This is a genomic window from Providencia sp. 2.29, from assembly GCF_015832305.1.
Lineage (GTDB): Bacteria > Pseudomonadota > Gammaproteobacteria > Enterobacterales > Enterobacteriaceae > Providencia > Providencia stuartii.
Genome location: NZ_CP065420.1, coordinates 540,382 through 566,620 on the forward strand (window position 1 = coordinate 540,382; position 26,239 = coordinate 566,620).

At 42.2% G+C, this 26,239-nt stretch carries 24 protein-coding genes; 14 read left to right on the forward strand and 10 right to left on the reverse strand.

Annotated features, from left to right (window positions below; translation table 11 throughout):
- Positions 1 to 5: 5 nt before the first annotated feature.
- Positions 6 to 794: a MoaF C-terminal domain-containing protein gene (locus I3B46_RS02300; RefSeq protein ID WP_004926053.1), complete on the forward strand. Its 789-nt coding sequence runs from the start codon at positions 6 to 8 to the stop codon at positions 792 to 794.
- Here I3B46_RS02300 and I3B46_RS02305 read toward each other — a convergent pair.
- Positions 782 to 1,837, reverse strand: coding sequence for an AraC family transcriptional regulator (locus tag I3B46_RS02305; protein ID WP_076914689.1), 1,056 nt, complete (start codon positions 1,835 to 1,837; stop codon positions 782 to 784). The two genes, I3B46_RS02300 and I3B46_RS02305, sit on opposite strands and share 13 nt — an antisense overlap.
- Positions 1,838 to 2,309: 472 nt before the next feature.
- Between I3B46_RS02305 and I3B46_RS02310 the strand changes: the two genes are divergently transcribed.
- On the forward strand, positions 2,310 to 2,732 hold the full coding sequence (locus I3B46_RS02310) for a DoxX family protein (protein WP_014656892.1): 423 nt from the start codon (positions 2,310 to 2,312) through the stop codon (positions 2,730 to 2,732).
- 56 nt (positions 2,733 to 2,788) lie between these two features.
- Here I3B46_RS02310 and I3B46_RS02315 read toward each other — a convergent pair whose 3' ends face one another.
- From I3B46_RS02315 to I3B46_RS02335, 5 genes are all read right to left on the reverse strand, one after another.
- Positions 2,789 to 3,388: a glutathione S-transferase family protein gene (locus I3B46_RS02315; RefSeq protein ID WP_014656891.1), complete on the reverse strand. Its 600-nt coding sequence runs from the start codon at positions 3,386 to 3,388 to the stop codon at positions 2,789 to 2,791.
- A gap of 50 nt (positions 3,389 to 3,438) precedes the next feature.
- Positions 3,439 to 4,137, reverse strand: a complete 699-nt coding sequence (locus tag I3B46_RS02320) for a helix-turn-helix transcriptional regulator (protein WP_104873022.1) — start codon at positions 4,135 to 4,137, stop codon at positions 3,439 to 3,441.
- A 117-nt stretch (positions 4,138 to 4,254) separates the two neighbouring features.
- Complete coding sequence (locus I3B46_RS02325; protein WP_036942019.1) at positions 4,255 to 5,046, reverse strand: nucleotidyltransferase domain-containing protein; 792 nt, start codon at positions 5,044 to 5,046, stop codon at positions 4,255 to 4,257.
- A gap of 9 nt (positions 5,047 to 5,055) precedes the next feature.
- Positions 5,056 to 6,282: an RtcB family protein gene (locus tag I3B46_RS02330; RefSeq protein WP_004926062.1), complete on the reverse strand. Its 1,227-nt coding sequence runs from the start codon at positions 6,280 to 6,282 to the stop codon at positions 5,056 to 5,058.
- A gap of 3 nt (positions 6,283 to 6,285) precedes the next feature.
- Positions 6,286 to 7,407, reverse strand: coding sequence for a slipin family protein (locus I3B46_RS02335; protein WP_196993212.1), 1,122 nt, complete (start codon positions 7,405 to 7,407; stop codon positions 6,286 to 6,288).
- Positions 7,408 to 7,883: 476 nt separating this feature from the next.
- On the opposite strand from I3B46_RS02335, the gene rtcR reads away from it, so the two are divergent.
- Entirely contained in the window at positions 7,884 to 9,464 is a 1,581-nt protein-coding gene (gene rtcR, locus I3B46_RS02340) for an RNA repair transcriptional activator RtcR (protein ID WP_004926065.1), read from the forward strand.
- Positions 9,465 to 9,563: 99 nt separating this feature from the next.
- On the forward strand, positions 9,564 to 10,478 hold the full coding sequence (gene rnz, locus I3B46_RS02345) for a ribonuclease Z (protein ID WP_040132740.1): 915 nt from the start codon (positions 9,564 to 9,566) through the stop codon (positions 10,476 to 10,478).
- A gap of 93 nt (positions 10,479 to 10,571) precedes the next feature.
- On the opposite strand, the gene deoR is transcribed toward rnz, so the two are convergent.
- Together deoR and deoC are read right to left on the reverse strand one after the other, a co-directional pair.
- Positions 10,572 to 11,351 (reverse strand): DNA-binding transcriptional repressor DeoR, encoded by a 780-nt coding sequence (gene deoR, locus I3B46_RS02350; RefSeq protein WP_014656887.1) that lies wholly within the window; start codon positions 11,349 to 11,351, stop codon positions 10,572 to 10,574.
- Between the two features lie 46 nt (positions 11,352 to 11,397).
- On the reverse strand, positions 11,398 to 12,066 hold the full coding sequence (deoC, locus tag I3B46_RS02355) for a deoxyribose-phosphate aldolase (protein ID WP_004926069.1): 669 nt from the start codon (positions 12,064 to 12,066) through the stop codon (positions 11,398 to 11,400).
- 171 nt (positions 12,067 to 12,237) lie between these two features.
- Here deoC and rbsK point away from each other — a divergent pair, with 171 nt between their 5' ends.
- Entirely contained in the window at positions 12,238 to 13,158 is a 921-nt protein-coding gene (rbsK, locus tag I3B46_RS02360; RefSeq protein ID WP_036942016.1) for a ribokinase, read from the forward strand.
- A gap of 90 nt (positions 13,159 to 13,248) precedes the next feature.
- On the opposite strand, the gene I3B46_RS02365 is transcribed toward rbsK, so the two are convergent.
- Positions 13,249 to 13,653, reverse strand: coding sequence for a DUF2750 domain-containing protein (locus tag I3B46_RS02365; RefSeq protein ID WP_088498935.1), 405 nt, complete (start codon positions 13,651 to 13,653; stop codon positions 13,249 to 13,251).
- A 190-nt stretch (positions 13,654 to 13,843) separates the two neighbouring features.
- Here I3B46_RS02365 and I3B46_RS02370 point away from each other — a divergent pair, with 190 nt between their 5' ends.
- The 6 genes from I3B46_RS02370 to dusA all read left to right on the forward strand — a co-directional run bounded on the left by I3B46_RS02370 (position 13,844) and on the right by dusA (position 20,944).
- Positions 13,844 to 14,863, forward strand: coding sequence for a mechanosensitive ion channel family protein (locus I3B46_RS02370; protein WP_004926073.1), 1,020 nt, complete (start codon positions 13,844 to 13,846; stop codon positions 14,861 to 14,863).
- Between the two features lie 271 nt (positions 14,864 to 15,134).
- Positions 15,135 to 17,294, forward strand: coding sequence for an ornithine decarboxylase (locus tag I3B46_RS02375; protein WP_014656883.1), 2,160 nt, complete (start codon positions 15,135 to 15,137; stop codon positions 17,292 to 17,294).
- 102 nt (positions 17,295 to 17,396) lie between these two features.
- Positions 17,397 to 18,332 carry a uridine-preferring nucleoside hydrolase UriH gene (uriH, locus tag I3B46_RS02380; protein ID WP_004926079.1) on the forward strand — a complete coding sequence of 312 codons (936 nt, stop codon included), beginning with the start codon at positions 17,397 to 17,399 and terminating at the stop codon, positions 18,330 to 18,332.
- Between the two features lie 78 nt (positions 18,333 to 18,410).
- Positions 18,411 to 18,890: a DUF6882 domain-containing protein gene (locus I3B46_RS02385; protein ID WP_036942011.1), complete on the forward strand. Its 480-nt coding sequence runs from the start codon at positions 18,411 to 18,413 to the stop codon at positions 18,888 to 18,890.
- A 50-nt stretch (positions 18,891 to 18,940) separates the two neighbouring features.
- On the forward strand, positions 18,941 to 19,735 hold the full coding sequence (locus I3B46_RS02390) for an inositol monophosphatase family protein (protein WP_014656881.1): 795 nt from the start codon (positions 18,941 to 18,943) through the stop codon (positions 19,733 to 19,735).
- Positions 19,736 to 19,933: 198 nt separating this feature from the next.
- Positions 19,934 to 20,944 carry a tRNA dihydrouridine(20/20a) synthase DusA gene (gene dusA, locus I3B46_RS02395; RefSeq protein WP_004924554.1) on the forward strand — a complete coding sequence of 337 codons (1,011 nt, stop codon included), beginning with the start codon at positions 19,934 to 19,936 and terminating at the stop codon, positions 20,942 to 20,944.
- Between the two features lie 42 nt (positions 20,945 to 20,986).
- Here the strand turns inward: dusA and I3B46_RS02400 are convergent, their stop codons facing one another.
- Entirely contained in the window at positions 20,987 to 21,970 is a 984-nt protein-coding gene (locus tag I3B46_RS02400; RefSeq protein WP_036942008.1) for an NADPH:quinone reductase, read from the reverse strand.
- A 329-nt stretch (positions 21,971 to 22,299) separates the two neighbouring features.
- On the opposite strand from I3B46_RS02400, the gene dnaB reads away from it, so the two are divergent.
- The 3 genes from dnaB (at position 22,300) to I3B46_RS02415 (ending at position 26,199) form a co-directional block, all read left to right on the forward strand.
- Positions 22,300 to 23,709 (forward strand): replicative DNA helicase, encoded by a 1,410-nt coding sequence (gene dnaB / locus I3B46_RS02405; protein WP_004924545.1) that lies wholly within the window; start codon positions 22,300 to 22,302, stop codon positions 23,707 to 23,709.
- Between the two features lie 141 nt (positions 23,710 to 23,850).
- Positions 23,851 to 24,933, forward strand: coding sequence for an alanine racemase (alr, locus tag I3B46_RS02410; protein ID WP_004924542.1), 1,083 nt, complete (start codon positions 23,851 to 23,853; stop codon positions 24,931 to 24,933).
- A 69-nt stretch (positions 24,934 to 25,002) separates the two neighbouring features.
- Positions 25,003 to 26,199, forward strand: coding sequence for an amino acid aminotransferase (locus tag I3B46_RS02415; protein WP_014656877.1), 1,197 nt, complete (start codon positions 25,003 to 25,005; stop codon positions 26,197 to 26,199).
- Positions 26,200 to 26,239 lie beyond the last annotated feature (40 nt).

Genomic DNA, 26,239 nt, shown 5'->3' on the forward strand with positions numbered 1-26,239 from the left:
ATAACATGACAGAGCAAATAATTTCTGATACATCATTTGATATGTTTACGAATGAGTTAAAAAAGAATCGAATAAAGAGAAGTTATGACATTATTAATATTGAATTTAATCTTTATTTAAACAATGAAAGTTTTTATTTTCGTATTGATGAACATGACCATATTATAACGAATAGTGTTTTTTTAAGCTCTTATTTTGATAAGAAAAAAAGAAAAATCAGCGATATGACCGAAGTTGCGGATAAAGTATTTTTAATTGAATTATCAAAAGGGAGCATTGATTTTGCTCACTCAATTTTAGTACTAGACCTCAATAATAGCCATGTTGTCCTGTTTAGCTCTCAATACCAGCCAAGTAAGAAAACGACGCCGAGATTCGAACAGCATTATCATGTTGGAAAGATTATTGGCGATAACGATAATACGCTTCTCCCCGCAGAAACGCGAGATCTTATTGGCTTACATATTCTGAATGAATACAGTGAAAGTACCGCCGTTGAACATATTTATATTAATAGCCAATGGTATGCGTATCATATTTATGGAGGGGTAAGACATGGTGAATGTGATTGTGACCAAGCAACTTACCTAAAAATTAAAGATGATGTGTATTTACTTGGTTTTAGAGAGTTAGCGGTCGATGTCGCGATTATTTTGCTCTTAGACTTAAAGTCAATGCGCAACACCGGGTTTGCCGTTGGCTATACGGATGAGCAATGGTTTAGCATCCCTATTGGAGCCTATATGAAGCGGATTAATAAACGGCTTGAAGAGCACAATTTTCACGCTTTATGATAGCCCTGTTTTTTGATGTATTGAAGTGGCGGTGAGCCAGTCCAGCGTTTAAATGCTTTTGAAAAAGCGGCGCTGTCCGTATAGCCTAGTAGTTCAGCTAGGCTATCTATTCTAATCTTCTCTTCAACGAGTTTATCGATAGAAATATCACAGCGAATTTTATCCAGAATATCTGAATAATTAATATTTTCTTTTGCTAATTTACGTTGTAATGTCCTTGGTGAGATATACAGCTTTGCCGCTACCCAAGATAATGAAATGTCTTTTTGTGATAAAATATGTTGGTACATAATATCTTGCACTTTCATACTCATGGATTCGGGCATACAACTTGAGTGTTTAAGTTTATTTAGATGATTTTTTAAGAAAAAAATGAACGTTTCATCATGCTCTTTTTTATTAATACCAGCATTTAGCCACTCTTCATCAAATGAAATACCATTGAATTTAGCATTGTCTTCATAGTGAGTTGGAATGATTTTTTTCAAATTATCTTTATCTTTTCGACTTAACGCATATTGGAAATAAAATGAATCAGGTATCCAATCTTTACCAAGTCGCTCTCTTATTTGACTCACTAACCTAAATAAACTGTACTCAATGTCAAACTTATAGTATTCAGGCTTAAATATACTCACTTCATAATTGATTAAAACCTTTTTGTTTTCTATGACAATATTAGTGTGTGTTTTGCCTTGAAATAGATCGGTATATTGGTTGAGTTCGATTAAAGCGGCATGTAATGTTTTTGCCGACATAAAAATTTCACTGATCGGTGAGTAACTATGATAGGGGGCTGCGATACCCGCTTTCGCACACCAATGCTGATCTTTTGTTTCATGAGCAATTAAACGTAGAAACTCGTTATAAGCTTGTATGGGGGCAACTTCTGTTAATTTTAGTAATTTAAATTTATTATATAAAATTTTTGATCTATATGAAAAAGGAATATCCAGTGACTGTAAATAACTCATGATCTCGGATATTTTTAGCTGATGTATATAAGAGTTATATGAATGATGGGCGTTAGTTTCAGGTTTCATTTTTATGCCTCGTATTAATGAGATGCTATTTTGCTTGAATTCATTAACCGCACATTCTTTGATATGACAAAATTACATGTTAGTAACAAAATAGCAATGAATTTATATCATTATTATTTTATATTGATGATATAAATATATCGTTATATTCTTTATTTTTGATTGAAATCTTAAATAAATAACAATTATTTTGAACATCAATTATCTTAATTCATTAACGCTCTTTTTAGAATGCTCTTATTTAGTATTTTTTGTTTTTTTTAAATTTGACTTAATTGTTGTTGATTGACCTTTTATTTTTTAGTTCATACCTTAGTTTTATGAATAAATGCTATTGGTGTCACCAAAGTAAGAGTAAAAGCTATTAAATAACTACAATGCTGCTATAACAATAATAAATAAAAGTCACTCTTATTGTATTGGTCGTAAACGCGTCATAGGTTGCAGTATATTTTTCTTGGAGAAGCACACAATGATAGGCACAGTAAATCGGTTATTGGCACATGACGATGCTGGAAAATTGTTATTACGTATTACTATTGGCGGATTAATGTTATTCCATGGCATGAGTAAATTGTTAACAGGCGCTAGTGGCATTAAAGCTATGCTTGCTGCATATGGTTTACCCGAATTTATTGCTTATGGAACTATTTTGGGGGAAGTTGTCGCACCGATTTTCATTATATTAGGGATACTCACTCGGCCAGCCGCGCTGCTTGTCGCTTTTACCATGTTTATTGCTTGGTTAATGGTAGGGCTTGATAAAACGTTTTTATTGGATAAAACGGGGGCATGGGCAATTGAAAGTATTGTTTATTTCTTTGTGGGATCAATTGCACTTGCGTTAATGGGAGCAGGGCGCTTTTCTGTTATGAAGAGTGCAACGTGGCGTTAAGGCTCAATACGATGAATATCAGGCCATCATAAATGGTGGCCTGTATCCTTAAAAGCTTATGATGCAATGCTTTTGGCGAACTTTGGATGAGATTTTAATGTGTCGAGATAATGATTAATGACCGCGGAGTTTTCGATAAAATTTATCTTTTCCATAAATAGAAGAAAAGCCCCGACATACACATCGATTGCGGTTAGTTGTTGGCCGCAAATATAAGGTGCAGCGTTACTAAGTCCTGTTTCTAGACAATCCATAACGCGTTTAAATGAGCCAAAACCTGACATTTTTTGCTGTGCTTCATCTAACTGTAAGCCCATTGCATGCGTTGTAAATGCCGCTTCAATAGGGCCTGCGGTAAAAAAGAACCAGCGATAATAGGCTGCTCGTTGTGGGGAATTAAACGCCGGCGCTAACCCTTTTTCTATAAATTTATCGGCTAAATAGACACAGATAGCCGCAGTTTCAGTGATAATATGTTCACCATCGACTAAAGCGGGAACTTTTCCCATCGGATTAATAGCAAGATATTCGGCAGTATGCATTTGCTCGCCATATTCAAGCTCAATTCGCTGATAAGGTACATCTAACAGTTTAAATAGCAGGTCGACCGTATTGCCGCGTGACATCGAATTTGTATATAGGGTAAGTGAGCTCATCGCCTTTTCCTTATGATTAAGTTGAGTCGCTATCATAAGGTAGCGGTGTGTCAGATTCTGTCAGTAGTCACACATAAAGTCTCTTTTCGCCATTGCTCAAATAAATAATGTTTGGGATAGGGTAATTTATCCTCCAGAGCAATATAGGATTGGATCCGATCTAAGCGAAAATGGCGATAACTTTCTCTGAGTTCGCACCAAGCGGCTAAGACTTGGGTATCTTTCATATAGCCAATTGCGATTGGCCAGATAACTCTACTGCTAAATTTCCCACTTTCATCTTGATAGTCAATTTTAGCTTTTATTTCTTTTCGTAAACTCAGTCTTAGGTTTTTCGCAATCACATTATTAATCGGTGCAATTTGTGTGCTAGGTGCAAATAATGTCGTTTGATTGGTAAGGTTTTGTGACCCCTGTTTGACAACCGCATTGATTTTATTGATTGCGCGCATGGCGGATAATTTCAGCTCTTCATCGGCATTACTTTGTACCCAGCGTAAACCTAAGATCAGCGCTTCGAGTTCGTTGTCATCGAACATTAAAGGGGGAAGTAACAAACCGGATTTTAGCTGATAGCCGATACCTGCTTCACCTGTAATTTCGGCACCTTGGCAGCGTAGTTCATCAATATCACGGTAAACAGACCGAATACTGATGTGCAATTGTGATGCGAGAGACTCTGCCGTAATGGGATAGCGACTTTCTTTTAATATCTGTAATAAAGTCAATAAACGTTGAGTGCGGGTCATTGGTTACTCTGTGCGTTGGCTGGAAATCGTATTATAACATTGGTGCTTAAGGCGAGAATAAAAAATAGCGGCGAGAATGGCCTCACCGCTAATTAAAAATGACTGGATTGATGGTGGCTATCTATCGTTTGCTAAGATAGCTTTTTGCAAAAACTTATCTAATAAAGCGCTATCACGGCAATAAGGCTCTGGAAGATTGAGTTTTTCTGATTTTTCAATCGTCTCAATAATCAACCTGTCGATAGCAGGGCGCCGTGAACCATATTCGCTTTCATCTACATTTTGTTTGATCACTAACAGTTCATTGATTTCCGCCAAAACGGCGTGATCGGTGACTGTTGCACTGACCAATTGTGAAAAAGCCATTGGTGGCATGATTTTTGAGTGTTCAATCCAACGCAACGCCAGTATTGCCCTTAAGATATAAAAATATTTTTTTAGGCGTACTGTTTCCCCTTTAAAATCTTCCCGCAAGTTACGTTTTGCTATGGATAAATAGTGATAACGCGCCTTTAGCGGTGAATAGAATTTTGACGCTAATAATTCAAATTGTTGAATAAATGACGCATCCTTGTGGTAAACAATTGGCGAATGCAGCCATTCAATTAACGCAGGGTTAGAATTACGCATCAATTTTAAAGCTTTTGATAATTCCCAACCGGAAACATCCAGTTCATTATCAATGGGTTTTTCAATCACATCGCGTTTTCTATCGAGTGTTAAATACCAATCTAATTGATGAACATAAATAAACCTCACATCATAATCGCTATCACAAGAAGCAAAACCCCAACCGCGGCTTCCAGACTCGCACGCAAACAGGATTTTTACCCGATGGGTTGTTTCTATTTCAGCTAATGTTTTTTGTATGCGCTCTCGCATTAATGGCGTTATGCTTTCACTCTCCATGCCATTCTCCTATCCTTTCACACACACGACCTGACGCAGTGTATGTACGATTTCTACTAATGACGATTGTGCGGCCATCACGGCATCAATATCTTTGTATGCCATTGGGATCTCATCAATGACGTCACTATCTTTTCGACACTCTACATGGGCTGTTGCTAGTTTTTGATCTGCCACAGAATAGCGCTTTTTCGCTTCTGTTCGACTCATCACACGGCCTGCACCATGGCTGCAAGAGCAGAAACTTTCTTCATTCCCTAAACCGCGTACGATAAAGCTTTTAGCCCCCATAGAGCCGGGAATGATCCCCATTTGCCCTTTTCTCGCAGATACGGCTCCTTTACGGGTTACCAGTATCTCTTCACCAAAATGGTGCTCTTTTTGTACATAATTATGGTGGCAATTCACCGCTTCTTGTTGTGTGGTGAATGGCTTCGTGATCGTTTTTGATAGTGCTTCTAGTACTCGGTGCATCATGACTTCACGGTTATGGCGAGCGAAATCTTGTGCCCAACCTACGGCTTCCATGTAATCATTAAAGTGTTGGCTCCCTTCTTCAAAGTACGCCAAATCGCGATCAGGCAGATTGGCAATATGCTGTTGCATATCTTTATGTGCTAATGAAATAAATAAGTTACCAATCGCGTTACCGACACCGCGAGAACCACTATGTAGCATCACCCATACACGATCTTGTTCATCTAAACACAGTTCAATAAAGTGGTTACCTGTTCCTAATGTTCCTAAATGGTTGTAGTGGTTTGTTCCACGTAGTTTTGGGTATTTATCACAAATACGTTTAAATTCTTCATCTAAATGCGCCCAATGCTGATCAACAATTTCGGGTGCTCGATGCCAGGCTCCTTTATCACGACCATGGCGTTGAGTTGTACGTCCATGTGGAACAGCCGCTTCAATTGCAAAACGGATATTTTGCAGGCTATCCGGTAAATCAGAGGCGGTTAGTGAAGTTCGCACTGCTATCATCCCACAACCGATATCAACGCCAACGGCAGCCGGAATAATGGCGCCTTTGGTTGGGATCACACTACCAATAGTGGAACCTTTACCGACATGTACATCAGGCATTACTGCTAAATGTTTAAAAATAAAAGGCATTTTAGCGGTGTTTTGCAGTTGTACTACGGCTTTAGGATCAACCGGTACACCGTTAGTCCACATTTTTACAGGTGCGCTATTTTCCAAAATAAGTTCGTTAACAGCGTTATTGTTCATTCTTTATTCCTTAATTTTTACCAGTCCGTTTAATACTTGATCCAATCCACCATAAACGGATATTTGGTCGATTCGATGCGCAATGCTTTCTAGTGTTTCCAGCTCTTTTAAACGTAAAGCAATGGGGTTGTTTTCCATGACTTTTGCCGTGTTTAATAATGAGCGTGTTGCCGCGGTTTCTTCTCGACGGCGGATCACGTTTGCTTGGGCGGCCTTTTCCGCTTCTACCACTTGCGATAAAATAGTTAGCATATCACCCGGCAAAATAATGTCTTTTACGCCAATGCTATCGACATCCAAGCCAAATTCAGCGACACATTGGGTAATTTGTTCTAGCATCAATTCATCAATGAGTTGCTTGTTTTCCAGTAACTCATCTAATGAGCGTGTGCCGATAATTTCTCGTAAGGCAAACTGTAGCTCACGGTAGAGATAATCGACGGGTTGGCTCAACTTTGAGAAGGCCAACAAAATATCACGGTAGCGCCAGTTGGCTGACAAATTGATACGCAATGTCACTTTGTCTTTGGTTAGGATCTCTTGACCACTGACCTCAATCGCCAGTAAACGGGTATCAATAACGTCTACCTGAGGCTGGTGTTCAATACACCAGTAACCATAATTTCCGGGTTGCAATAATGTTTTGACTTCACCATCAACCTTTAATACCCCAACATGCCACGCTGGAACTTGGACCACTAAGCTGATATCTCGACCCTTAATCCATTTTTTGCTATTTAGGCGGTTGACTAATGTTTGTGGGATAGCAATATCACCAGTTTGTTGAATATCTACACGTAATGTTTCTGCAATTTTCCAATACAGGCGTCGCGTTGCCGGCGCTAAAATTTCAGTCAAATTATTATGAAGATATAAAAAAGCGATCTCGTTATCCGATAAATTAATATCTATACAATGCGCTTCCACCCAATCAGGGTGATATTGGCGCAAATGATCAGCCAACTTTGCATCAATAGGTTCATGATTAAGTGTGAACAGGCTAACGGTGAGTTTATTAAACCAATCATTGATACGGTGTTCACCTGCTAGCAAAAGATGCTGAAAATTACCGTTTTTCTCGGTCAGCGCAATTTGTCCTTGTGCCACAATTATTTTTTTCATTATTTATTCCTTTATTATTATGAGCCACCATCGAAGAAAAGTATGGAGTGATGGGGGGAAAGTTAGAGTGCCGTCAAACTGGCTGTCTAAGGTTCTGCCCATGACCCGATAAAGATCTCGGAGGGTGGTGTGTTGCCTAATTTTTATAACCCGTTGTTATATCAAGTTTTTTGTTCTGGAAGGAACAGATTAACTATCATTAAGTTATTATCTTACTGACGGCGGAATACAGACCATGTAGTGACATCATTTCGCCACCATGTCTGCACCGGTAGAACCGAAGTTCTGACAATATCCGGCAGTGGATGATTTTAATATTGCGATAAGCGTGCCAACTTTGTTTAAAATAACAAAAAAATATTTATCTTATTGATATGTAATAACTTAATTTTTTTGGAATTATTCTGGTATGATTCAGATAAAAAATAACCTATGCTATTTTTTATCTTTAATTATCGTGATTTATAAATTTATATAAAATGAATAAGAAGCGTAAGGTTGTTATTGGCGTATTAGGTACGGCACTGGATCGACGTGGAAAAAGAACGAATCGGTGGACGAAATGGCGCCCTTCAGTTGGGCTATGTCAGCAACCTGATCTGGATATTCATCGCTTTGAATTAATCCATCAGGTAAATAATTATAATATGGCTCATCATGTGAAAGAGGATATTGAGCAAGTCTCACCACAGACGGAGGTCATATTACGCGAGGTGGATATTGCTGATCCGTGGGATTTTGAAGAGGTTTATACCTCGTTACTGGATTTTTCTTCAAATTACCCTTTTGATACTGAGAATGAAGAGTATTTGGTTCATATCACGACGGGTACTCACGTGGTGCAAATCTGCTGGTTCTTGTTAACAGAAGCACACTATTTACCCGCTAAATTATTGCAAACCTCACCGACAGAAGCGGGAAGAGAAAAAGATCCCGCGGGTATCTATACGGTGATTGATCTCGACCTCAGTCGCTATACGCACATCACGAGCCGTTTTCAAAAAGAGCAACAGGCTCAAGTGTCTTTTTTGAAATCAGGTATCGCAACTCGTAACGCGAATTTTAACGCGATGATTGAGCGGATCGAACGAGTCGCTTTACGTTCAAAAGCGCCTATCTTATTAAATGGCCCTACAGGGGCGGGTAAATCCTTTTTGGCGCGCAGAATTTATCAATTGCGAGAAAGTCGCCATCATATTAAAGGGCGCTTTGTTGAGGTTAACTGTGCCACGTTACGCGGTGATAACGCGATGTCAACGCTATTTGGGCATATTAAAGGCGCGTTTACAGGCGCGATTAACCCACGTCGTGGCCTGCTTAAAGAGGCTGACGGTGGTATCTTATTTTTAGATGAAATTGCTGAATTAGGGCTGGACGAACAAGCCATGCTACTAAAAGCCATTGAAGAAAAAAGTTTTTTTCCGTACGGTTCCGATGAGGAAGTGCAAAGTGACTTTCAATTGATAGCGGGTACACATCGTAATTTGGCGCAATGGGTTGAAGAGGGTAAATTTCGCGAAGATTTATTTGCGCGTATCAATATGTGGACTTTCACCTTACCTGGGCTGGCGGAAAGACGTGAGGATATTGAGCCTAATATCGATTATGAGTTGGCTAAATTTAGTCAGGATGCACAAAGCCAAATCCGCTTTGATAGTGAAGCTCGCCAAGCTTACTTAACGTTTGCCTGTTCAGCGCAAGCGTTGTGGCGGGGTAACTTCCGTGAACTCGGAGCATCAATCAGCCGCATGGCAACCTTTGCTGAACGTGGTCGTGTGACAAAAGCGGTCGTTGATGAAGAGATCATGAGATTGCAATCACAGTGGGTCACAAAAGCAAAAGACACCTTGCCGCCAGAAGTTGGCGAAATTGACCTATTTGAGCAGCAACAATTAGCCACAGTATTAGATGTATGCCGTCGCTCATCAAGTCTCTCAGAAGCGGGTAGAGTACTGTTTGCTGTTTCAAGACAGCAGAAAAAGCAGCCGAATGATGCAGATAGGTTACGTAAGTATTTGGCGCGTTTTGGATTAGATTGGGATAAGGTGAAAAAGGCTTAGTGCTTGGCGAAATTGATAAGATACTCAGTAATCTATTAGAAACATTAAGTTTATTTATTATAAAAATAATAAAAACAGTTAAGTATGGAGTGTGAAAAGATGGAGTTAACCTTTTTAGGAACGAGTGCCGGTGTGCCGACCAAAGAGCGTAACGTCACCAGTATGCTATTAAACCTAACAGGCATACGTAAAACATACTGGATGTTTGATTGTGGTGAAGGAACTCAACATCGCATTTTAAATAGCGTATTTAAGGCGCCAAGAATTGAAAAAATTTTTATTACCCATCTACATGGAGATCATATTTTTGGATTACCGGGGCTGTTATGTAGCCGCTCAATGGGGGGATCAACTGATCCATTAACGTTATATGGTCCAAAAGGTTTAAAACAGTATGTCGAAACAGTACTGACCCTGAGCAGCTCTTATATGACTTATCCTCTTGAAATGATCGAAATAGAGCCAGGGCAGTTGTTTGATGATGGTGAGTTAATCGTGACAGCCTACCCGCTTGACCATCGCGTTGAATGCTATGGTTACCGTATTGAAGAACATCCTAAACGAGGTTCATTAGATGTTGATAAATTAGCGCAAGATAACATTCCACGCGGCCCGTGGATGCAAGCGTTAAAGGCCGGTGAAACTATTATGTTAGCCGACGGTCGCCGTGTTAATGGTGCTGATTATTTAGGTAAGCCAAAGCCTGGCAAAGTCATTGCGATTTTTGGGGATACCAAACCAACGGAACAGGCTCTTTTCTTGGCAAAGAATGCGGATGTTATGGTGCATGAAACGACGCTGGAAAATGCGTATCATGAAAAAGCCAATGATCGGGGGCACAGTACCACAGGGCAAGCGGCGCAGTTAGCGCGAGACGCGGGTGTGAAACGTTTTATTGCGACGCATATCAGTGGTCGTTATAGCGCTGAAGATATGCCGATGCTGCTGGCGGAGTGCCAAGCCATTTTCCCTAATACCGAGATAGCGAGCGACTATTTAACCATTAAAATTTAGAGCGATGGCATGGCCTCTTGTTCGCTAATAGATGAACTCGGCACGTTATCATGCGTGTCGAAAAAATAGGCAGTAAATTGGGTATCACTGCTGTCAGTAAATGACTTTCACAAACCCATTGCGGCAATAGGTTTCATATTCATCAGCGAGTTGCCGATTGGTAATAATGACATCAAATTGCGAAAGTTCCCCCATATTGGCCGTGGCGACTTCATCAAACAGGTTGTATTTGGCGAGCAAAATTTTGCGGATTGATTTTTCCATCGCTTTTTTCTTCATTGCTAAATCGTCTAAGTTATAGCATGTGACGCCATAGTGACTATGAATACCGGCAGCCGAGATAAAGGCTTTTTTCGGGTTAATCGAATCAAGGAGAGAAGGTTGGGTCGGGTTATAAAATGAGTCGCTTTTAGGGCGATATTCCCCCCCACAGAGTAATGCGGTGGCATTTTTTTTCTGGCTTAGAGCCAAAAAAACGTTATGTGAATAACAAATCCCTGTAAAGCTTATCTCTTCTGGGATCAAGGCGATTAAGGTAGCCATTTCGATCCCATTATCGAAAAAGATCACATCGTCTTCTGACACCATACTCGCCGCTAAATTGGGGATATGTAGCTCTTCGGTTTGATCGGGGGTAAAGATGTCGGCTTGAGGATCATTTTGTGCCAGTGAGGAAGGTTGGGTGACAGAAACGATATAACCACCAAGCAGAGACATTGGAATAGGCCCTTCGGTCTCGGCATTCAGATCACGGCGGATCGTCATTTCAGAGACTTCAAGTATTCTTGCGGCATCTTTAAGGTGAATTCTTCCTGAGCGTTTAATACATTCACTCAAACGACGAAGGCGTTCTTTTTGTTTCGTTTCTATCACCGAGCAATCCTTTCTTTATTGGCGCGGGCTAACCGCGCCCCAACATTTAGTAGCCATTAGAGGCTACACTGTTTCCCGAAACAATCGCTACACTGGCACTTGCCCCAACGCGATTAGCTCCGGCTTTGATCATTTTTTCTGCGGTTTCGCGATCACGCACACCACCTGATGCTTTAACGCCGATTTTATCACCAACGACTTTACGCATTAACGCGACATGGTGCTCTGTAGCGCCCATTGTACTGAAACCTGTTGAAGTTTTCACAAAACCAACGTTTAATGTGCGGCAAATTTCACAAACTTGGGTGATTTCATCATCGGTTAATAGGCAAGTTTCCAAAATAACTTTTAAAGTTGCCTCACCACAAGCCGCTAAAACGGCGGCAATATCTTGGCGAACGAACTCAAGGTCACCACTTTTTAGCATACCAACGTTAATCACCATATCAACTTCATTAGCACCACGGCGTACGGCTTCTGCGGCTTCAAATGCTTTGGCCTCAGTTAAGCATGCACCGAGCGGAAAGCCTACCACACAACAGACCATAACATCGCTGTTTTTCAGACATTCGCTGGCTAAAGGAACATAACCTGTGTTCACGCAGACAGAAGCAAAGTGGTGCTCTGCGGCTTCGGCACAAAGCTGTTTGATGTCATTGACGGTTGCATTGGCGGCCAACAGAGTATGATCGATATATTGTGCTATATTTTTCATGTAAATTTTTCCTATTGAGAATAGAGAGAGTCAATAATAAGGAATGAAAAAATGTGGCGGATATGACACTTGCTCATTCGTTATTCGCGATCTTAATCACGAATGATATTTATGCAACATGATAATGTTAATATAGTATCACAATGTGATTTATTTAACATGAGAGGCGTTATGGATATAGCAGTTATAGGTTCAAATATGGTCGATCTGATCACTTATACGGATCAGATGCCAAAAGAGGGTGAGACCTTGGAGGCGCCTGCATTTAAAATCGGCTGTGGTGGTAAAGGTGCCAATCAAGCGGTTGCTGCGGCAAAACTTAATTCAAAAGTGATTATGTTAACAAAAGTCGGTGATGATATTTTTGCTGATAACACCATTCGTAATCTTGAGTCTTATGGTATTAACACCCGTTATGTGGAAAAAGTGCCATGTACTTCTAGCGGTGTAGCACCGATTTTTGTTAATCCGAATTCTGCTAATCGCATTCTCATTGTGAAAGGAGCAAATAAATTTTTATCCCCTGAAGATATTGAGCGTGCGGCTGACGATTTGAAAAAATGCAAATTGATCGTATTGCAGCTTGAGGTTCAATTAGAAACGGTTTATCACGCGATTGCTTTTGGTAACAAACATAACATTCCTGTATTGCTGAATCCTGCACCAGCACAGCGTACGTTAGATCTTGATTTTGCTTGTCGTTGTGATTTCTTTGTGCCGAATGAAACTGAGCTTGAGATCCTCACCAATATGCCTGTTGATTCGATGGAAAACATCCGCCGTGCAGCCAAGTCTTTGCTCGATAAAGGGTTGAAAAATCTTATCGTCACGTTGGGTGATAAAGGTGCACTCTGGATGACTCGCGATAACGAGTTGTTGATCCCTGCCATTAAAGTGAATGCGGTGGATACCAGTGGTGCAGGAGATGCTTTTATTGGCTGTTTCTCTCATTATTATGTGCATACAGGCAATATCGCGGAAGCTTTGAAAAAGGCTGTCATGTTTTCTGCATTTAGTGTGACAGGTAAAGGAACGCAATCCTCTTATCCAAGTATTGAAGAGTTTGCTGAATTCGTGCAGCTTAAATCGTGAATCGCTAAGAGCGAGAGTGGCAATTAGGCTGATAAGCTCATAAGGCTGACTCATGTGAGAAAGTTTTATTCCTTATGGTTAATTATCAGCCTAAATCGATGAGCTGCGGTGCTTACACGCTTCAATTAAATCTTGTAATAGCGACTTCGCTTCGGCAATCACATAAGTTTGGCATTGACTGTCTACCATCATGGCAACTGTCATATTTGCGCCATCCATATCTGGCAATATTTCTGTCATAAAGTGGGTCAGTGTTAGCTTGGTTGCCGTACACTTGGCCCATTGACCATTAAGATTACGCTGTGCATAGGCTTGAGCAGGCCAAACAGGTAATAATAAGCGTCTATTATTATCTCGCATGGTAACAAGCTCCTCTTGGCAGAAAATTACCCAAACTTCCTCCCAATCGGCAACTTTACTGACAAAATAGCGGTATTTTTGTTGTAGATTTAATCGAAGTACAGTATCAATTTCTTTGGGATCAGGGGTAAACATTATGCGTTATATCCATATTAGATAGTCTAAAAAAACAGTTGATAATTGTTGAGAAAATCACGTTTAAAGTTGCTATCTTAGTGAGGTTTTTTTATTGCTGCGTTTGATCCATCAAGAGTTTATCGAAAATAGCGTAGTAGACATATAAGTTTTATTAAAAAGTAAAATGGGCAGCTTGGAGCGGTGAGATATGATTGATTCATTACTCGAAAAATATGCCATTGGCGTTACTATCGTTGCGGTGTGTTTAGCCGTGGCTATTATTTTCGAGATGATAAGTAAAAAACGTAGGCATAAGCATAAGAATAAAAGTATTTTTATTCATGTTATTCAGACCGCTGTGCTGTGTAGTATGGTGATGGTTGCCGCTCAATATTTGGATATGGCGGCAACGGATTTTAATTTAACCTTTATTTCAACTCCGCTGATTAATTTCATCACTGTTGCCATCATTGCGATCATTCTCGTGCGTAAGCTGTTTCAGCTCGTCAATAGACTTGAAAAAACGCAAATAAAAAGAGGAAGTGATCCAACCTCTGCACGTATTATCGCTCGAGTCTTTAAAACCACCATTTTTGTCGTAATGGTTTTACTATTTGGCGAACATTTCGGCATGAGCCTATCGGGGTTGATGGCCTTCGGCGGGATTGGCGGCATTGCTATCGGTATGGCCGGTAAAGATATTCTGAGTAACTTCTTCTCAGGGATCATGCTTTACTTTGATAGGCCTTTTAATATCGGCGATTGGGTTAGCTCACCCGACAGAAACATTGAAGGTACGGTGGTTGAGATTGGTTGGCGAATTACTAAAATTATCACCTTTGACCATCGACCCTTGTATATCCCTAACTCACTCTTTTCGTCGATAAGCGTTGAAAACCCTGGGCGTATGACTAACCGCCGAATCAAAACGTCATTAGGTCTGCGCTATGAAGATGCCGATAAAATCGGCGCTATTGTGAGTGATATTCGGACTATGTTGCAACAAGAGCCAAGTATTGATACTGGGCAAACATTATTAGTCTATTTTGATGAGTTTGCGGATTCGTCACTGAATATTATGGTGTATTGTTTTACGAAAACTACCGTGTGGGCCGAATGGTTAGCCGCACAACAAGAAGTCTATTTAAAAATAATTGCCATCGTCAAACAGCATGGTGCGGACTTCGCTTATCCTACACAGACACTGTATATGGAAAAAAACAACTAAGCTCCCAGTTTAGAGAAATTGGCCGACTAATATTCTGCTAATAGGCTTAATGTTAGTCGGTTAATGAATTTCGCACCCATTTTTCCTTGTTTAATGCTGATAACTTAAAAATGGCATAGAAATTTTTTATGCTATTAAACAGTAGGTTATCAAATATTATCTCCTCCCGAAAAATTAGAATTATTCCCGCACTTTATGGCAATTCCAATCTGATTTCCTATCAAGTATATTGTCGGCCTCTTTTCCTCAGCTAACTAAGAGCCAGACTGTTATGAAAAAAATCAATGTGGCATGTAGCCAGGGGGTCGCTATCTACTTTACGGGAGAATTCCAATGGGTAGATATTCGCGATGCACAGTTAAACAATATTGCTGCTGTTGTGCTATCCGAGTTGGATGCCAATCAAGGGCTGTGGAAAAGGGTTGCAGAGAGTAAACTCAGTATTCCGCTGTTTATCATTAGTGATAAACAGCTTCCAGATGATATCCCTCATCCTCCTTATTTAACGGGAATTTTGCCGCCTGCACCGGCTGAGCGTAGTGAAAATAGTCGTCAATTATTTGCGGCGGCAAATCACTATCTTGAGCAGCTATTACCGCCATTTTTTGCGCGAATGATGGATTATGCTGCGGGGCATAATGTCACTTTTGCTTGTCCGGGTCATCAAGGTGGACAATTTTTTCGCCGCCATCCAACTGGCGAACAGTTTTACCAATTTTATGGCGAAAACCTATTTCGTACCGACTTGTGTAATGCTGATGTCGCGATGGGAGACCTGCTGATCCATGAAGGGGCTGCGAAAGAAGCACAGAAATTTGCAGCTCGCGTATTTAATGCAGATAAAACCTATTTTGTACTAAACGGCACCTCTTCTTCCAATAAAGTCGTGTTAAATGCCTTGCTAACACCGGGAGACTTGGTTTTATTCGATCGCAATAATCATAAATCAAACCACCATGGCGCCCTGATCCAAGCGGGCGCAACACCGGTTTACCTTGAAACGGCACGTAACCCATTTGGTTTTATCGGGGGAATCGATGCGCATTGTTTTGAAGAGGACTACTTGCGTTCATTGATTAATGACGTCATGCCTGAAAAAAATACGCGTGAACGTCCATTCCGCTTAGCGGTGATCCAGCTCGGTACTTATGACGGCACGGTTTACAATGCAAGGCAGGTTGTCGATAAAATTGGTCATTTATGTGAGTATATTTTGTTCGATTCTGCGTGGGTTGGCTACGAACAATTTATCCCTATGATGCGCCAATGTTCGCCACTATTACTTGAATTAAATGAAAATGATCCTGGTATTATGGTGACTCAATCGGTGCATAAACAATTGGCAGGGTTCTCGCAAGCGTCGCAAATCCATAAAAAAGATAACCATATTAAAGGGCAAGAGCGCTTTGTCTCGCATAAAAAGCTGAATAACGCTTTTATGATGCACGCGTCTACCAGTCCATTTTACCCGCTGTTTGCCTCGTTAGATGTCAATGCGCGTATGCATCAAGGGGATGCAGGGGAAATGATGTGGATGGAGTGCGTAAGACTTGGCATTGAGGTTAGAAAAGCCATTATCAACCACTGCCATTATTTTAGACCCTTTGTGCCTGAATTTGTCGACGGAAAACCATGGCAAGAGTACCCAACGGCGCAAATTGCTTCTGAACAGCGCTTCTTTAATTTTATTCCTAATGAACGTTGGCATGCGTTTGAAGGGTATGCGGAAAATCAATATTTTGTTGACCCTTGTAAGTTGATGCTAACAACGCCGGGTATCGATGCTCAAAGTGGTGAATACGAATCCTTTGGCGTTCCGGCGACTATATTGGCGCATTTCTTACGTGAACATGGTGTGATCCCCGAGAAATGTGACTTAAATTCCATCCTATTTTTACTCACCCCCGCAGAGAGTAAAGAGAAATTAGAGCTACTAGTTACCCATTTGGTTCGTTTTGAACAATTACTGGATGAAGATGCTTCACTGGAAGAAGTGTTACCGTCCGTTTATCAACGCTACCAAGAGCATTATCAAGGCTACACATTACGTCGTTTGTGCCAAGAAATGCACCAGTTGAGTGTTCAGTACAATATTAAGCAATTGCAAAAAGAGATGTTCCGTAAGCAGCATTTTCCGACAGTGAAAATGAACCCACAACAAGCGCACCTTGAGTTTATTCGCGGCAACGTGGAGCTGCTTCCTCTATGTGAGCTAGAAGGGCGTATTGCTGCTGAGGGGGCGCTGCCTTATCCTCCGGGCGTACTGTGTGTGGTGCCCGGTGAAGTTTGGGAAGGGCCTGTCTTGCGTTACTTCCAAGCTTTGGAGGCGGGGATCAACTTGCTTCCGGGATTTGCGCCTGAGCTACAAGGGGTATATATCCCGAAAACAGAAGATGGACAAAAACGTGTCTATGCGCATGTTTTGAAGTAAACATTTTTTAAATCGGCGAAAGCTCATAGATTTTACTTTGTTAGCTGGTTACATTGGGAGCTTTAATAAAAGGCTCCCTTTTAATTCAATAAGGTAAGGTGTATGGCAAAGAAAATCATCCTTGATTGCGACCCCGGACATGACGATGCAATTGCGATGCTATTAGCTTATGGCAACCCTGAAATTGACTTACTGGCAGTGACGACCGTTGCTGGTAACCAAACGCTTGAAAAAGTGACTCGCAATGCCTTAGCCGTTGCTGAAATGGCAAAAATTCGTGGTATTCCTTTTGCAGCCGGCTCCTCACGACCACTGGTACGTGAAGTTGAAATTGCCCCCGATATTCATGGTGACTCTGGGTTAGATGGTCCTCAACTACCTGAGCCATCGTTGACTTTGGAAAACTGCCATGCGGTAGAATTGATCATTAAATTGATCATGTCGCACCCACCCAAAACAATCACTTTAGTGCCTACTGGGGCGCTAACTAATATCGCATTAGCCGCAAGGTTGGAGCCACGTATCGTCGAACGCGTCAAAGAAGTCGTGCTGATGGGCGGAGGCTACCATGTAGGAAATTGGAGTCCTGTGGCTGAGTTTAATATCAAAATTGATCCAGAAGCGGCACATATTGTTTTTAATGAAAAATGGCCACTAACGATGGTTGGTTTAGATCTCACCCATCAAGCGCTTGCCACCACAGATATCGTTGCTAACATTGCTGACGTGGGAACACCCTGCGCGAAATTTGTCGTCGAATTACTCGATTTCTTTGGCAAAATGTATAAACAAGCACAAGGATTTGATGCTCCACCAGTGCATGATCCCTGTGCCGTTGCCTATGTTATCGACCCTTCCGTCATGACGACACAGCGCGTACCTGTAGATATTGAACTGACAGGAACTCTCACCCTTGGAATGACTGTGGCCGATTTCCGCCATCCGGCTCCTGAAGATTGCCATACTCAGGTTGCCGTCAAACTCGATCATGCTAAGTTTTGGCAATTGGTTGTCGATGCATTAAAAAATATTGGTTAGTGAATAAGACAGTTTATAGGATAAATAAGATAAAAAACTGACGTTCGATAATCACGCTGTAGTTTAAGGAATATATGAATGAATCAAGAACTTGAAGATTTACCTTACGATACGTTAATCGAGCGAAGTATGAATGCTCTACAGCATAAAAGCCAATTCCACTGTGATACTTGGCATCTTGATCAGGCAAGTTGGTCAGTCGATCAAGAAGAGGGCACAATTGTTTTTCATGCTCCAGACGGTCTCGTTGCTGTTGCTCCCGTGCAAATCATTGGTACTTATGATCAAAACCAAGGGAGTTGGATGTGGGGATGGGCAAATAGCTCGATTGAGGAGCCATTGTTACAAGACGCATTGGCTGTACAAGAATTTGCTGAACGCAAAGGTTATGAGCAGCTTACCGATGCGATGTGTGACATCTCGGAAAATGAAGCATGGCTATTTACGGCACTCGCTTGCGAATTGAATCAGCAACAAGGGGCTTATCGTGGGGTCGCAGGAAGCACATTGATTTTTATGACCTTTGGTGAGGTCAAACTGCATAAAACCCAAGCATAATCATGGGTTATGATTGCCATAATGTTATATTTTAAATAGGAGCCCACAGTATGCTGGCGATTGCGCTTGAAGCGGCAAAATCAGTCAGAGCGATGACCGTAGAAGCATTTCAAGGTGCGGGCAGTTTTGACTATAAGCCCGACCGTTCAGTGGTCACGGAAACAGATTTACGTGTTGAGTCGGCATTGCGTGAGCACTTTGCCCAACACACACCGGATGTTCCGATCCTTGGTGAAGAATTTGGCCTTGAAGGCGATACTGTTTTCGAATCTGGATGGGTGATTGACCCGATTGATGGCACGCGCGCCTTTATTTATGGCATTCCACTCTTTAGCACTTTGATTGCTTATGTTGAAAAGGGGGAGCCTATCGTTGGGGTGATCAGCTTCCCTGCCATTTCAACGGTAGTTTACGCAGCAAAAGGGCAAGGTTGCTACTTGGAAACACATAACGGTTTATCTCGGCGGCTAACATTAGGTACTGATGCGCCTAAAGAGGTCGCTAATGCCGTCATTTCCGCATCGGGGATCCACAGTAGCACTTACAATCAACGAGAAGGTACAACGATTTACCATCTTGACCGTGTTGTCAGTTGCGCTCGCGACTTTATTTTTGCCAACGATGCTTACCAGCATGCCATGGTGGCAACAGGGCGTCTACATGGGGCCATTGATACGATTATGAAACCGTGGGATAGCGCAGCATTGATACCATGTATTCGTGAAGCGGGGGGTGATGTGTGTTCGTTAAGTGGTGAACGCGATAACGTCATGTTTAGTGGCAGCCTATTGAGTGCTTCAACGCCTGAACTTGCCGATCAACTGGTTAAGTTAATGAACCCGTAAATAGGGTAAACTCGACCGTAGGTAATGAAAGTTTCTACTCTAAAAAAATCGGCGTGCTTTATGGCAGCAAATCAGTTTTACGGCGGGGAGCCGTCATTTGTTGAGGACACCAAAGCCATGGTGTCCTTAGTCGTGTTTCCAATACAGCAAAAACAGATTAAATAGGTTAAGATACACCGAAACACGTCAAATATAAAAATGACTGAAAACAAGGTTTTTCAAGGTATGACAGGCTATAAAAACATAAATCGATTTTCCGTTGCTCCTATGCTCGACTGGACTGACCGCCATTGCCGATATTTTCATCGCTTATTGAGTAAAAATACGTTGCTCTATACTGAAATGGTTACAACAGGTGCCATTATTCATGGTAAGGGCGATTATCTGGCATTTAGTGAAGAAGAGCAGCCAGTAGCATTACAGCTGGGGGGGAGCGACCCTGAGGCATTAGCGCAATGTGCAAAGTTGGCGCAAGAGCGTGGTTATGATGAAATCAACCTCAATGTTGGTTGCCCTTCAGACCGCGTACAAAATGGTCGTTTTGGCGCTTGCCTAATGGCGGATGCTCAGCTTGTGGCTGATTGCGTGAAAGCGATGCAGGATGTTGTGTCGATACCTGTCACAGTGAAAACACGCATTGGCATTGATGAGCAAGATAGCTACGAATTCCTGTGTGATTTTATTGATACCGTCTCAACTAAAGGCGGTTGTGAAATGTTTATCATCCATGCGCGTAAGGCGTGGTTATCCGGCCTAAGTCCGAAAGAAAACCGTGAAATTCCTCCATTGGACTATCCGCGCGTTTATCAGCTAAAACGGGATTTTCCCCACTTAACCATGGCGATTAACGGGGGAATAAAAACACTGGAAGAGGCAAAAGAGCATTTACGTCACCTTGATGGCGTGATGGTAGGGCGTGAAGCCTATCAAAATCCTTCTATTTTGACCGCGGTAGATAACCAATTATTCGATAGCCAATTACCTGTAGTGAATGCGGTGGATGCTGTTCGCCAAATGTTCCCGTATATCGAAAAAGAGTTATCACAAGGCACTTATCTTGGTCATATCACTCGTCATATGTTAGGGATATTTCAAGGAATACCCGGTGCTCGCCAATGGCGGCGCTATTTGAGTGAAAATGCCCATAAGAAAGGGGCTGATCTGGCGGTGGTCGAGCAGGCTCTTGCATTCGTCACCCGCGACCAATAATGTAGTGTGAGGTGCCAACCGTCGTTGGCATCTCACTCAAAATTATGGGATTAGCAGGCTAGAGCCTTGGGTTTTTCTCGACTCTAATGTGCGGTGGGCCGTTTGCACATCTTTCAAGGCAAAGATCTGTTTTTCAGGGACATCCACATTCAATTTGCCACTTAAGATCATATCAAACAGCGCATGGCTTGCCTGATCTAACTCCGCCCGATTAGTGACATAGACCCCTAATGATGGGCGAGTGACGTATAAACCGCCTTTTTGGTTTAAAATCCCTAAGTTCACGCCGGTCACAGGGCCGGATGCGTTACCAAAGCTCACCATTAAACCTCGGCGTTTTAGTGAATCTAATGAGGCAATCCAAGTTGATTGGCCCACTGAGTCGTACACGACATTCACCTTTTCACCTTGAGTGATCTCTTTGACTCGTGCCGCGATATCTTCTGTTTGATAATTGATGACTTCCCATGCCCCCGCCGCTTTAGCGCGCTCGGCTTTTTCAGCGCTGCCAACGGTACCAATCATTTTAGCGCCAAGCGCTTTTGCCCATTGGCAAGCAATCAGGCCTACACCACCCGCAGCCGCATGGAATAAAAAGATTTCATCTCGTTTGATTTGATAGGTTTGATTCAGCAGATAATAGACAGTCATACCTTTCAGGCCACAGGCGGCAGCCTGTTGAAATGAAATTCCATCAGGAAGATGGGCAACGGCATGTTCAGGAACATTATGAACTTCACTATAAGCACCTAGCGGGCCTTGAGCATACATCACTCGGTCACCTGGGCGAAAACCTGTCACTTGGGAGCCGGTTTTTACCACAATGCCCGCAGCTTCAGTACCAAGTCCCGATGGTAAACTCGCGACGGGGTATAACCCACTACGGACATAAGTATCAATATAGTTGATGCCGATTGCATGATTTTCTATCTGAATTTCGTTATCGGCAGGCTCTTTTAGGTCGAAATCGGAATAGCTGAGAACTTCTGGGCCACCATGTTGTGCAAATTCAATACGTTTTACCATGATCATCTCCGATAGGAACAGTCTGCTTGTACTTGTCGTATAATCAAATTACCGGCTGGATGATGGGCAGACAACGCCCATTTTCTCATCGCTGGCTCAATAGGGATAATTTCTTGCCTTCAACAAACAACACAAATGATTTCGCGTTTGATTTGCCTACCATATCAATCACGCAATAATAACGCTATGGTTTGATGATAGAATTATTGGTTAGTGCCACAGCGACGAAAGGCACAATACCCGTTAGAAAAACACAAAGAAAGCCAACGTCAGTAACAAGTTTGGCGTATACTAATGTGCTAGTTAATTATGGATGTGGATAAGAAAGTATGGCTAAGAAATACCCTTCAGAAAACAAGTACAGTGCGCCGCGCGATCAGCAAATGGAAGGCTTAAAACTTCCACCACACTCTATCGAAGCCGAGCAGTCTGTATTGGGAGGGTTGATGCTGGATAATGACCGTTGGGATACTGTTTCCGAGCGTGTCACCCATGCAGACTTTTACAGTCATCCGCATCGTACCATTTTTGCTCAAATGCAAACTCTGCTTGAGCAGGGTAAACCCATCGATTTGATCACATTATCCGAATCCCTTGAACAGGAAGGTAAATTGGATGATGTCGGGGGGTTTGCTTACCTTGCCGAGTTATCAAAAAATACCCCAAGTGCCGCGAATATCAATGCTTACGCCGACATCGTCCGCGAACGTGCTGTTGTGCGTGACATGATCAAAGTCGCGAATGATATCGCCGATGCGGGTTACGACCCACAGGGGCGTAGCAGTGAAGATTTACTCGACTTTGCCGAAACGAAGGTGTTCCAAATTGCAGAGTCGAGAGCGAATAAGGACGAAGGGCCAAAAGATATTGAAGCAATTTTGGCTGAAACCATTGAAAAAATAGAAAAACTGTATCAGCAACCTCACGATGGTGTGACAGGGGTGTCGACAGGTTACCAAGATCTCGATAAGAAAACGGCGGGTCTACAAGGCTCTGACCTTATTATTGTTGCAGCTCGTCCATCAATGGGGAAAACCACTTTTGCGATGAACTTGTGTGAAAATGCAGCGATGACGGAAGAAAAACCCGTGTTGATCTTCAGTTTGGAGATGCCCGGTAGCCAGATCATGATGCGTATGTTGGCCTCCTTATCGCGTGTTGATCAAACACGTATTCGTACAGGCCAGCTTGACGACGAGGATTGGGCGCGTATTTCTAGCACCATGGGGATTTTGTCAGAAAAGCGCAACATGTACATCGATGACTCCTCTGGCTTAACACCAACAGAAGTACGTTCCCGTGCGCGTCGTATCTATCGAGAGCATGGTGGTTTAAGTCTGATTATGATTGACTATTTACAGTTAATGAGAGTCCCTGCATTATCGGATAACCGTACACTTGAAATTGCTGAAATTTCTCGGTCACTGAAGGCATTAGCTAAAGAACTTAATGTGCCTGTTGTGGCGCTATCACAGCTTAACCGGAGCTTGGAACAACGCGCGGATAAGCGTCCAGTCAACTCAGACTTACGTGAGTCAGGCTCTATTGAGCAGGATGCTGACCTTATTATGTTTATCTATCGTGATGAGGTTTATCACGATAACAGTGACTTGAAAGGGGTGGCGGAAATCATTATCGGTAAACAGCGTAACGGTCCGATTGGTACGGTTCGATTAACGTTCAATGGTCAATGGTCTCGCTTTGATAACTATGCGGGGCCTGCCTATGACGATGAGTGAGCTGTCATACTAAAAGCGGCAGTGTTGTTGGCTAGGCTCATGTGGGCTAGTCAGATGCGTATGTATGCAGCAAGCGGCTTATCTATCTTTGGCGCTGAGCTGCATCTTGGATGATTTATAAGAAAGTAAAAAGAGGACATAATGAAAGCGGCAACCGCTTTAATTAACCGCCGCGCTCTGCGACATAATCTGCAACGAGTTAGAGAACTCGCACCACACAGCCGTTTAATTGCCATTGTTAAAGCAAATGCTTATGGCCATGGATTAACCGAAGTCAGCACCACCCTTGAAGATCTCGTTGATGGTTTTGGTGTCGCCCGACTTAAAGAAGCTTTGGCACTGAGGGAACGAGGGATAACGGCTCCTATTGTATTACTTGAAGGTTTTTTCGAACATTCTGATCTCCCCTTGTTAGTGGAACATCAAATCGATACGGTTATCCACTGTGTTGAACAGCTTGCAATGCTGGAAGCAACCGAATTGGCGAACCCGATTAAAGTTTGGATGAAACTCGACACAGGCATGCACCGCTTAGGCGTGTTGCCTCAAGATGCGGAAGCATTCTATCAGCGCTTGCAAGCGTGTAAAAACGTCAAACACCCCATCAATATTATCAGCCATTTCTGTCAGGCTGATGAGCCTGAATTACCGACAACAGCAAATCAAATTCACTGCTTTAAACAGTTTGTTGCCAATAAGGCCGGAGAAAAATCGATTGCGGCATCGGCAGGGATCTTATTATGGCCAGATGCCCATTATGACTGGGTTAGGCCGGGGATCATCATGTATGGTGCCTCCCCTCAAGAAGGCACATCCGCCGAGCATTTTGGCTTACAAAGTGTGATGACACTAAAATCAACATTGATTGCTGTTAGGGAGCATGCTGCTGGGCAATGTGTGGGTTATGGTGCAACATGGTGTAGCCAGCGTGACACTCGGTTGGGCGTTGTTGCGATAGGTTATGGTGATGGTTATCCCCGAAGCGCGCCTTCAGGTACGCCAGTTTTGGTAAATGGGCGAAAAGTGCCTATTGTAGGACGAGTTTCAATGGATATGATCACCGTTGATCTTGGGCCAAATGCCAATGATAAAGTGGGTGATGAGGTGATTTTATGGGGGAAATCTCTGCCAGTTGAAGAAATCGCCGCACAAACAGGCATTATCAATTATGAGTTACTGACTAAATTAACCTCAAGAGTTGTCATGGAATATGTAGACGAATAGCAAACAAAGGGTTATTTTCAAAAGACGAAACAAAAAAATATTATTTTTATCTGATTATGGAGATGTACTGTGTACCAACATGTTGATTCTTACCCGGGCGATCCGATCTTATCGCTGATGGATGAATTTAATAAAGATACTCGTGAAAACAAGATCAACCTGAGTATCGGCTTATACTATGATGGGGAAGGTAAAACACCTGAGCTGAAAACTGTTGGTCATGCGAAAGCGGAATTAAACAAGTTACCAGCAAGCGCGTCACTGTATTTACCGATGGAAGGTCTCAAAGATTATCGCCTAGAGATCCAAAAATTACTCTTCGGTGCTGATTGTCCTCTTATTGCGCAAGAACGTATCGCGACAGTACAAACTATCGGTGGTTCAGGGGCACTAAAATTGGGTGCGGATTTCCTCAACCATTACTTCCCTAAATCAGAGGTGTGGTGCAGTGACCCTACATGGGAAAACCATGCATCAATTTTCTCTGGAGCAGGCACTAAAGTTCACTATTACCCTTACTTTGATGAAAAGAGCAAAGGGGTAAAATTTGCTGAAATGCTGGCAACATTTAAGACATTACCAGAAAATAGCATCATTTTAATGCACCCTTGCTGCCATAACCCAACCGGTTCAGATCTCACGCCAGAGCAGTGGGATGAAGTGACTAAAGTGGCTAAGGCACAAAAACTGATCCCATTCTTGGATATTGCATATCAAGGATTTGCGGAAGGTATTGAAGAAGATGCTTATGCTATCCGTGCGATGGTAAAAGCAGGCTTGCCTGTGTTTGTGAGTAATTCATTCTCTAAAATTTTTGGTATCTATGGTGAACGTGCTGGTGGTTTGTCAGTTATTTGTGAAAGCCAAGAAGAACGTGACCGCGTATTAGGCCAATTAAAAGCAGGGGTACGTCGCCTATACTCAAGCCCACCGTCAAATGGGGCTAAAATTGTGGCGCAAGTTCTCACAAACAGTGAACAGAAAGCACAATGGTTGAAGGAAGTTGAAGAGATGCGCGTACGTATTTTAGAAATGCGTACTGTTCTGGTGGATGAACTGAAAAAAGCACTACCAGAAAAAAACTTTGACCATCTGTTAAAACAACGCGGTATGTTTAGTTACACAGGCTTCTCGAAAGAGCAGGTTGCGCGTTTGAAAGATGAGTTTGCTGTCTACTTAGTGGGTACGGGGCGTGTTTGTATGGCTGGTGTAAACCGTCATAATGTTCAACGTATTGTTGAAGCGTTCGCTGCTGTAAGCAAATAATTCGTGAATTATTGATTAAAAAACGCGGGTTTTGCCCTAA

Bases quoted from the DNA above. Each gene is read 5' to 3' on its own strand.
- dnaB (WP_004924545.1), top strand. From the start codon at position 22,300: ATGGCTAAGAAATACCCTTCAGAAAACAAGTACAGTGCGCCGCGCGAT.
- I3B46_RS02320 (WP_104873022.1), bottom strand. From the start codon at position 4,137: ATGACCCGCACTCAACGTTTATTGACTTTATTACAGATATTAAAAGAA.
- I3B46_RS02390 (WP_014656881.1), top strand. From the start codon at position 18,941: ATGCTGGCGATTGCGCTTGAAGCGGCAAAATCAGTCAGAGCGATGACC.
- dusA (WP_004924554.1), top strand. From the start codon at position 19,934: ATGACTGAAAACAAGGTTTTTCAAGGTATGACAGGCTATAAAAACATA.
- I3B46_RS02400 (WP_036942008.1), bottom strand. From the start codon at position 21,970: ATGGTAAAACGTATTGAATTTGCACAACATGGTGGCCCAGAAGTTCTC.
- I3B46_RS02325 (WP_036942019.1), bottom strand. From the start codon at position 5,046: ATGGAGAGTGAAAGCATAACGCCATTAATGCGAGAGCGCATACAAAAA.
- rnz (WP_040132740.1), top strand. From the start codon at position 9,564: ATGGAGTTAACCTTTTTAGGAACGAGTGCCGGTGTGCCGACCAAAGAG.
- rtcR (WP_004926065.1), top strand. From the start codon at position 7,884: ATGAATAAGAAGCGTAAGGTTGTTATTGGCGTATTAGGTACGGCACTG.
- I3B46_RS02300 (WP_004926053.1), top strand. From the start codon at position 6: ATGACAGAGCAAATAATTTCTGATACATCATTTGATATGTTTACGAAT.
- I3B46_RS02330 (WP_004926062.1), bottom strand. From the start codon at position 6,282: ATGAACAATAACGCTGTTAACGAACTTATTTTGGAAAATAGCGCACCT.
- I3B46_RS02365 (WP_088498935.1), bottom strand. From the start codon at position 13,653: ATGTTTACCCCTGATCCCAAAGAAATTGATACTGTACTTCGATTAAAT.
- uriH (WP_004926079.1), top strand. From the start codon at position 17,397: ATGGCAAAGAAAATCATCCTTGATTGCGACCCCGGACATGACGATGCA.
- I3B46_RS02385 (WP_036942011.1), top strand. From the start codon at position 18,411: ATGAATCAAGAACTTGAAGATTTACCTTACGATACGTTAATCGAGCGA.
- deoC (WP_004926069.1), bottom strand. From the start codon at position 12,066: ATGAAAAATATAGCACAATATATCGATCATACTCTGTTGGCCGCCAAT.
- rbsK (WP_036942016.1), top strand. From the start codon at position 12,238: ATGGATATAGCAGTTATAGGTTCAAATATGGTCGATCTGATCACTTAT.
- I3B46_RS02315 (WP_014656891.1), bottom strand. From the start codon at position 3,388: ATGAGCTCACTTACCCTATATACAAATTCGATGTCACGCGGCAATACG.
- alr (WP_004924542.1), top strand. From the start codon at position 23,851: ATGAAAGCGGCAACCGCTTTAATTAACCGCCGCGCTCTGCGACATAAT.
- I3B46_RS02305 (WP_076914689.1), bottom strand. From the start codon at position 1,837: ATGAAACCTGAAACTAACGCCCATCATTCATATAACTCTTATATACAT.
- I3B46_RS02310 (WP_014656892.1), top strand. From the start codon at position 2,310: ATGATAGGCACAGTAAATCGGTTATTGGCACATGACGATGCTGGAAAA.
- I3B46_RS02375 (WP_014656883.1), top strand. From the start codon at position 15,135: ATGAAAAAAATCAATGTGGCATGTAGCCAGGGGGTCGCTATCTACTTT.
- I3B46_RS02370 (WP_004926073.1), top strand. From the start codon at position 13,844: ATGATTGATTCATTACTCGAAAAATATGCCATTGGCGTTACTATCGTT.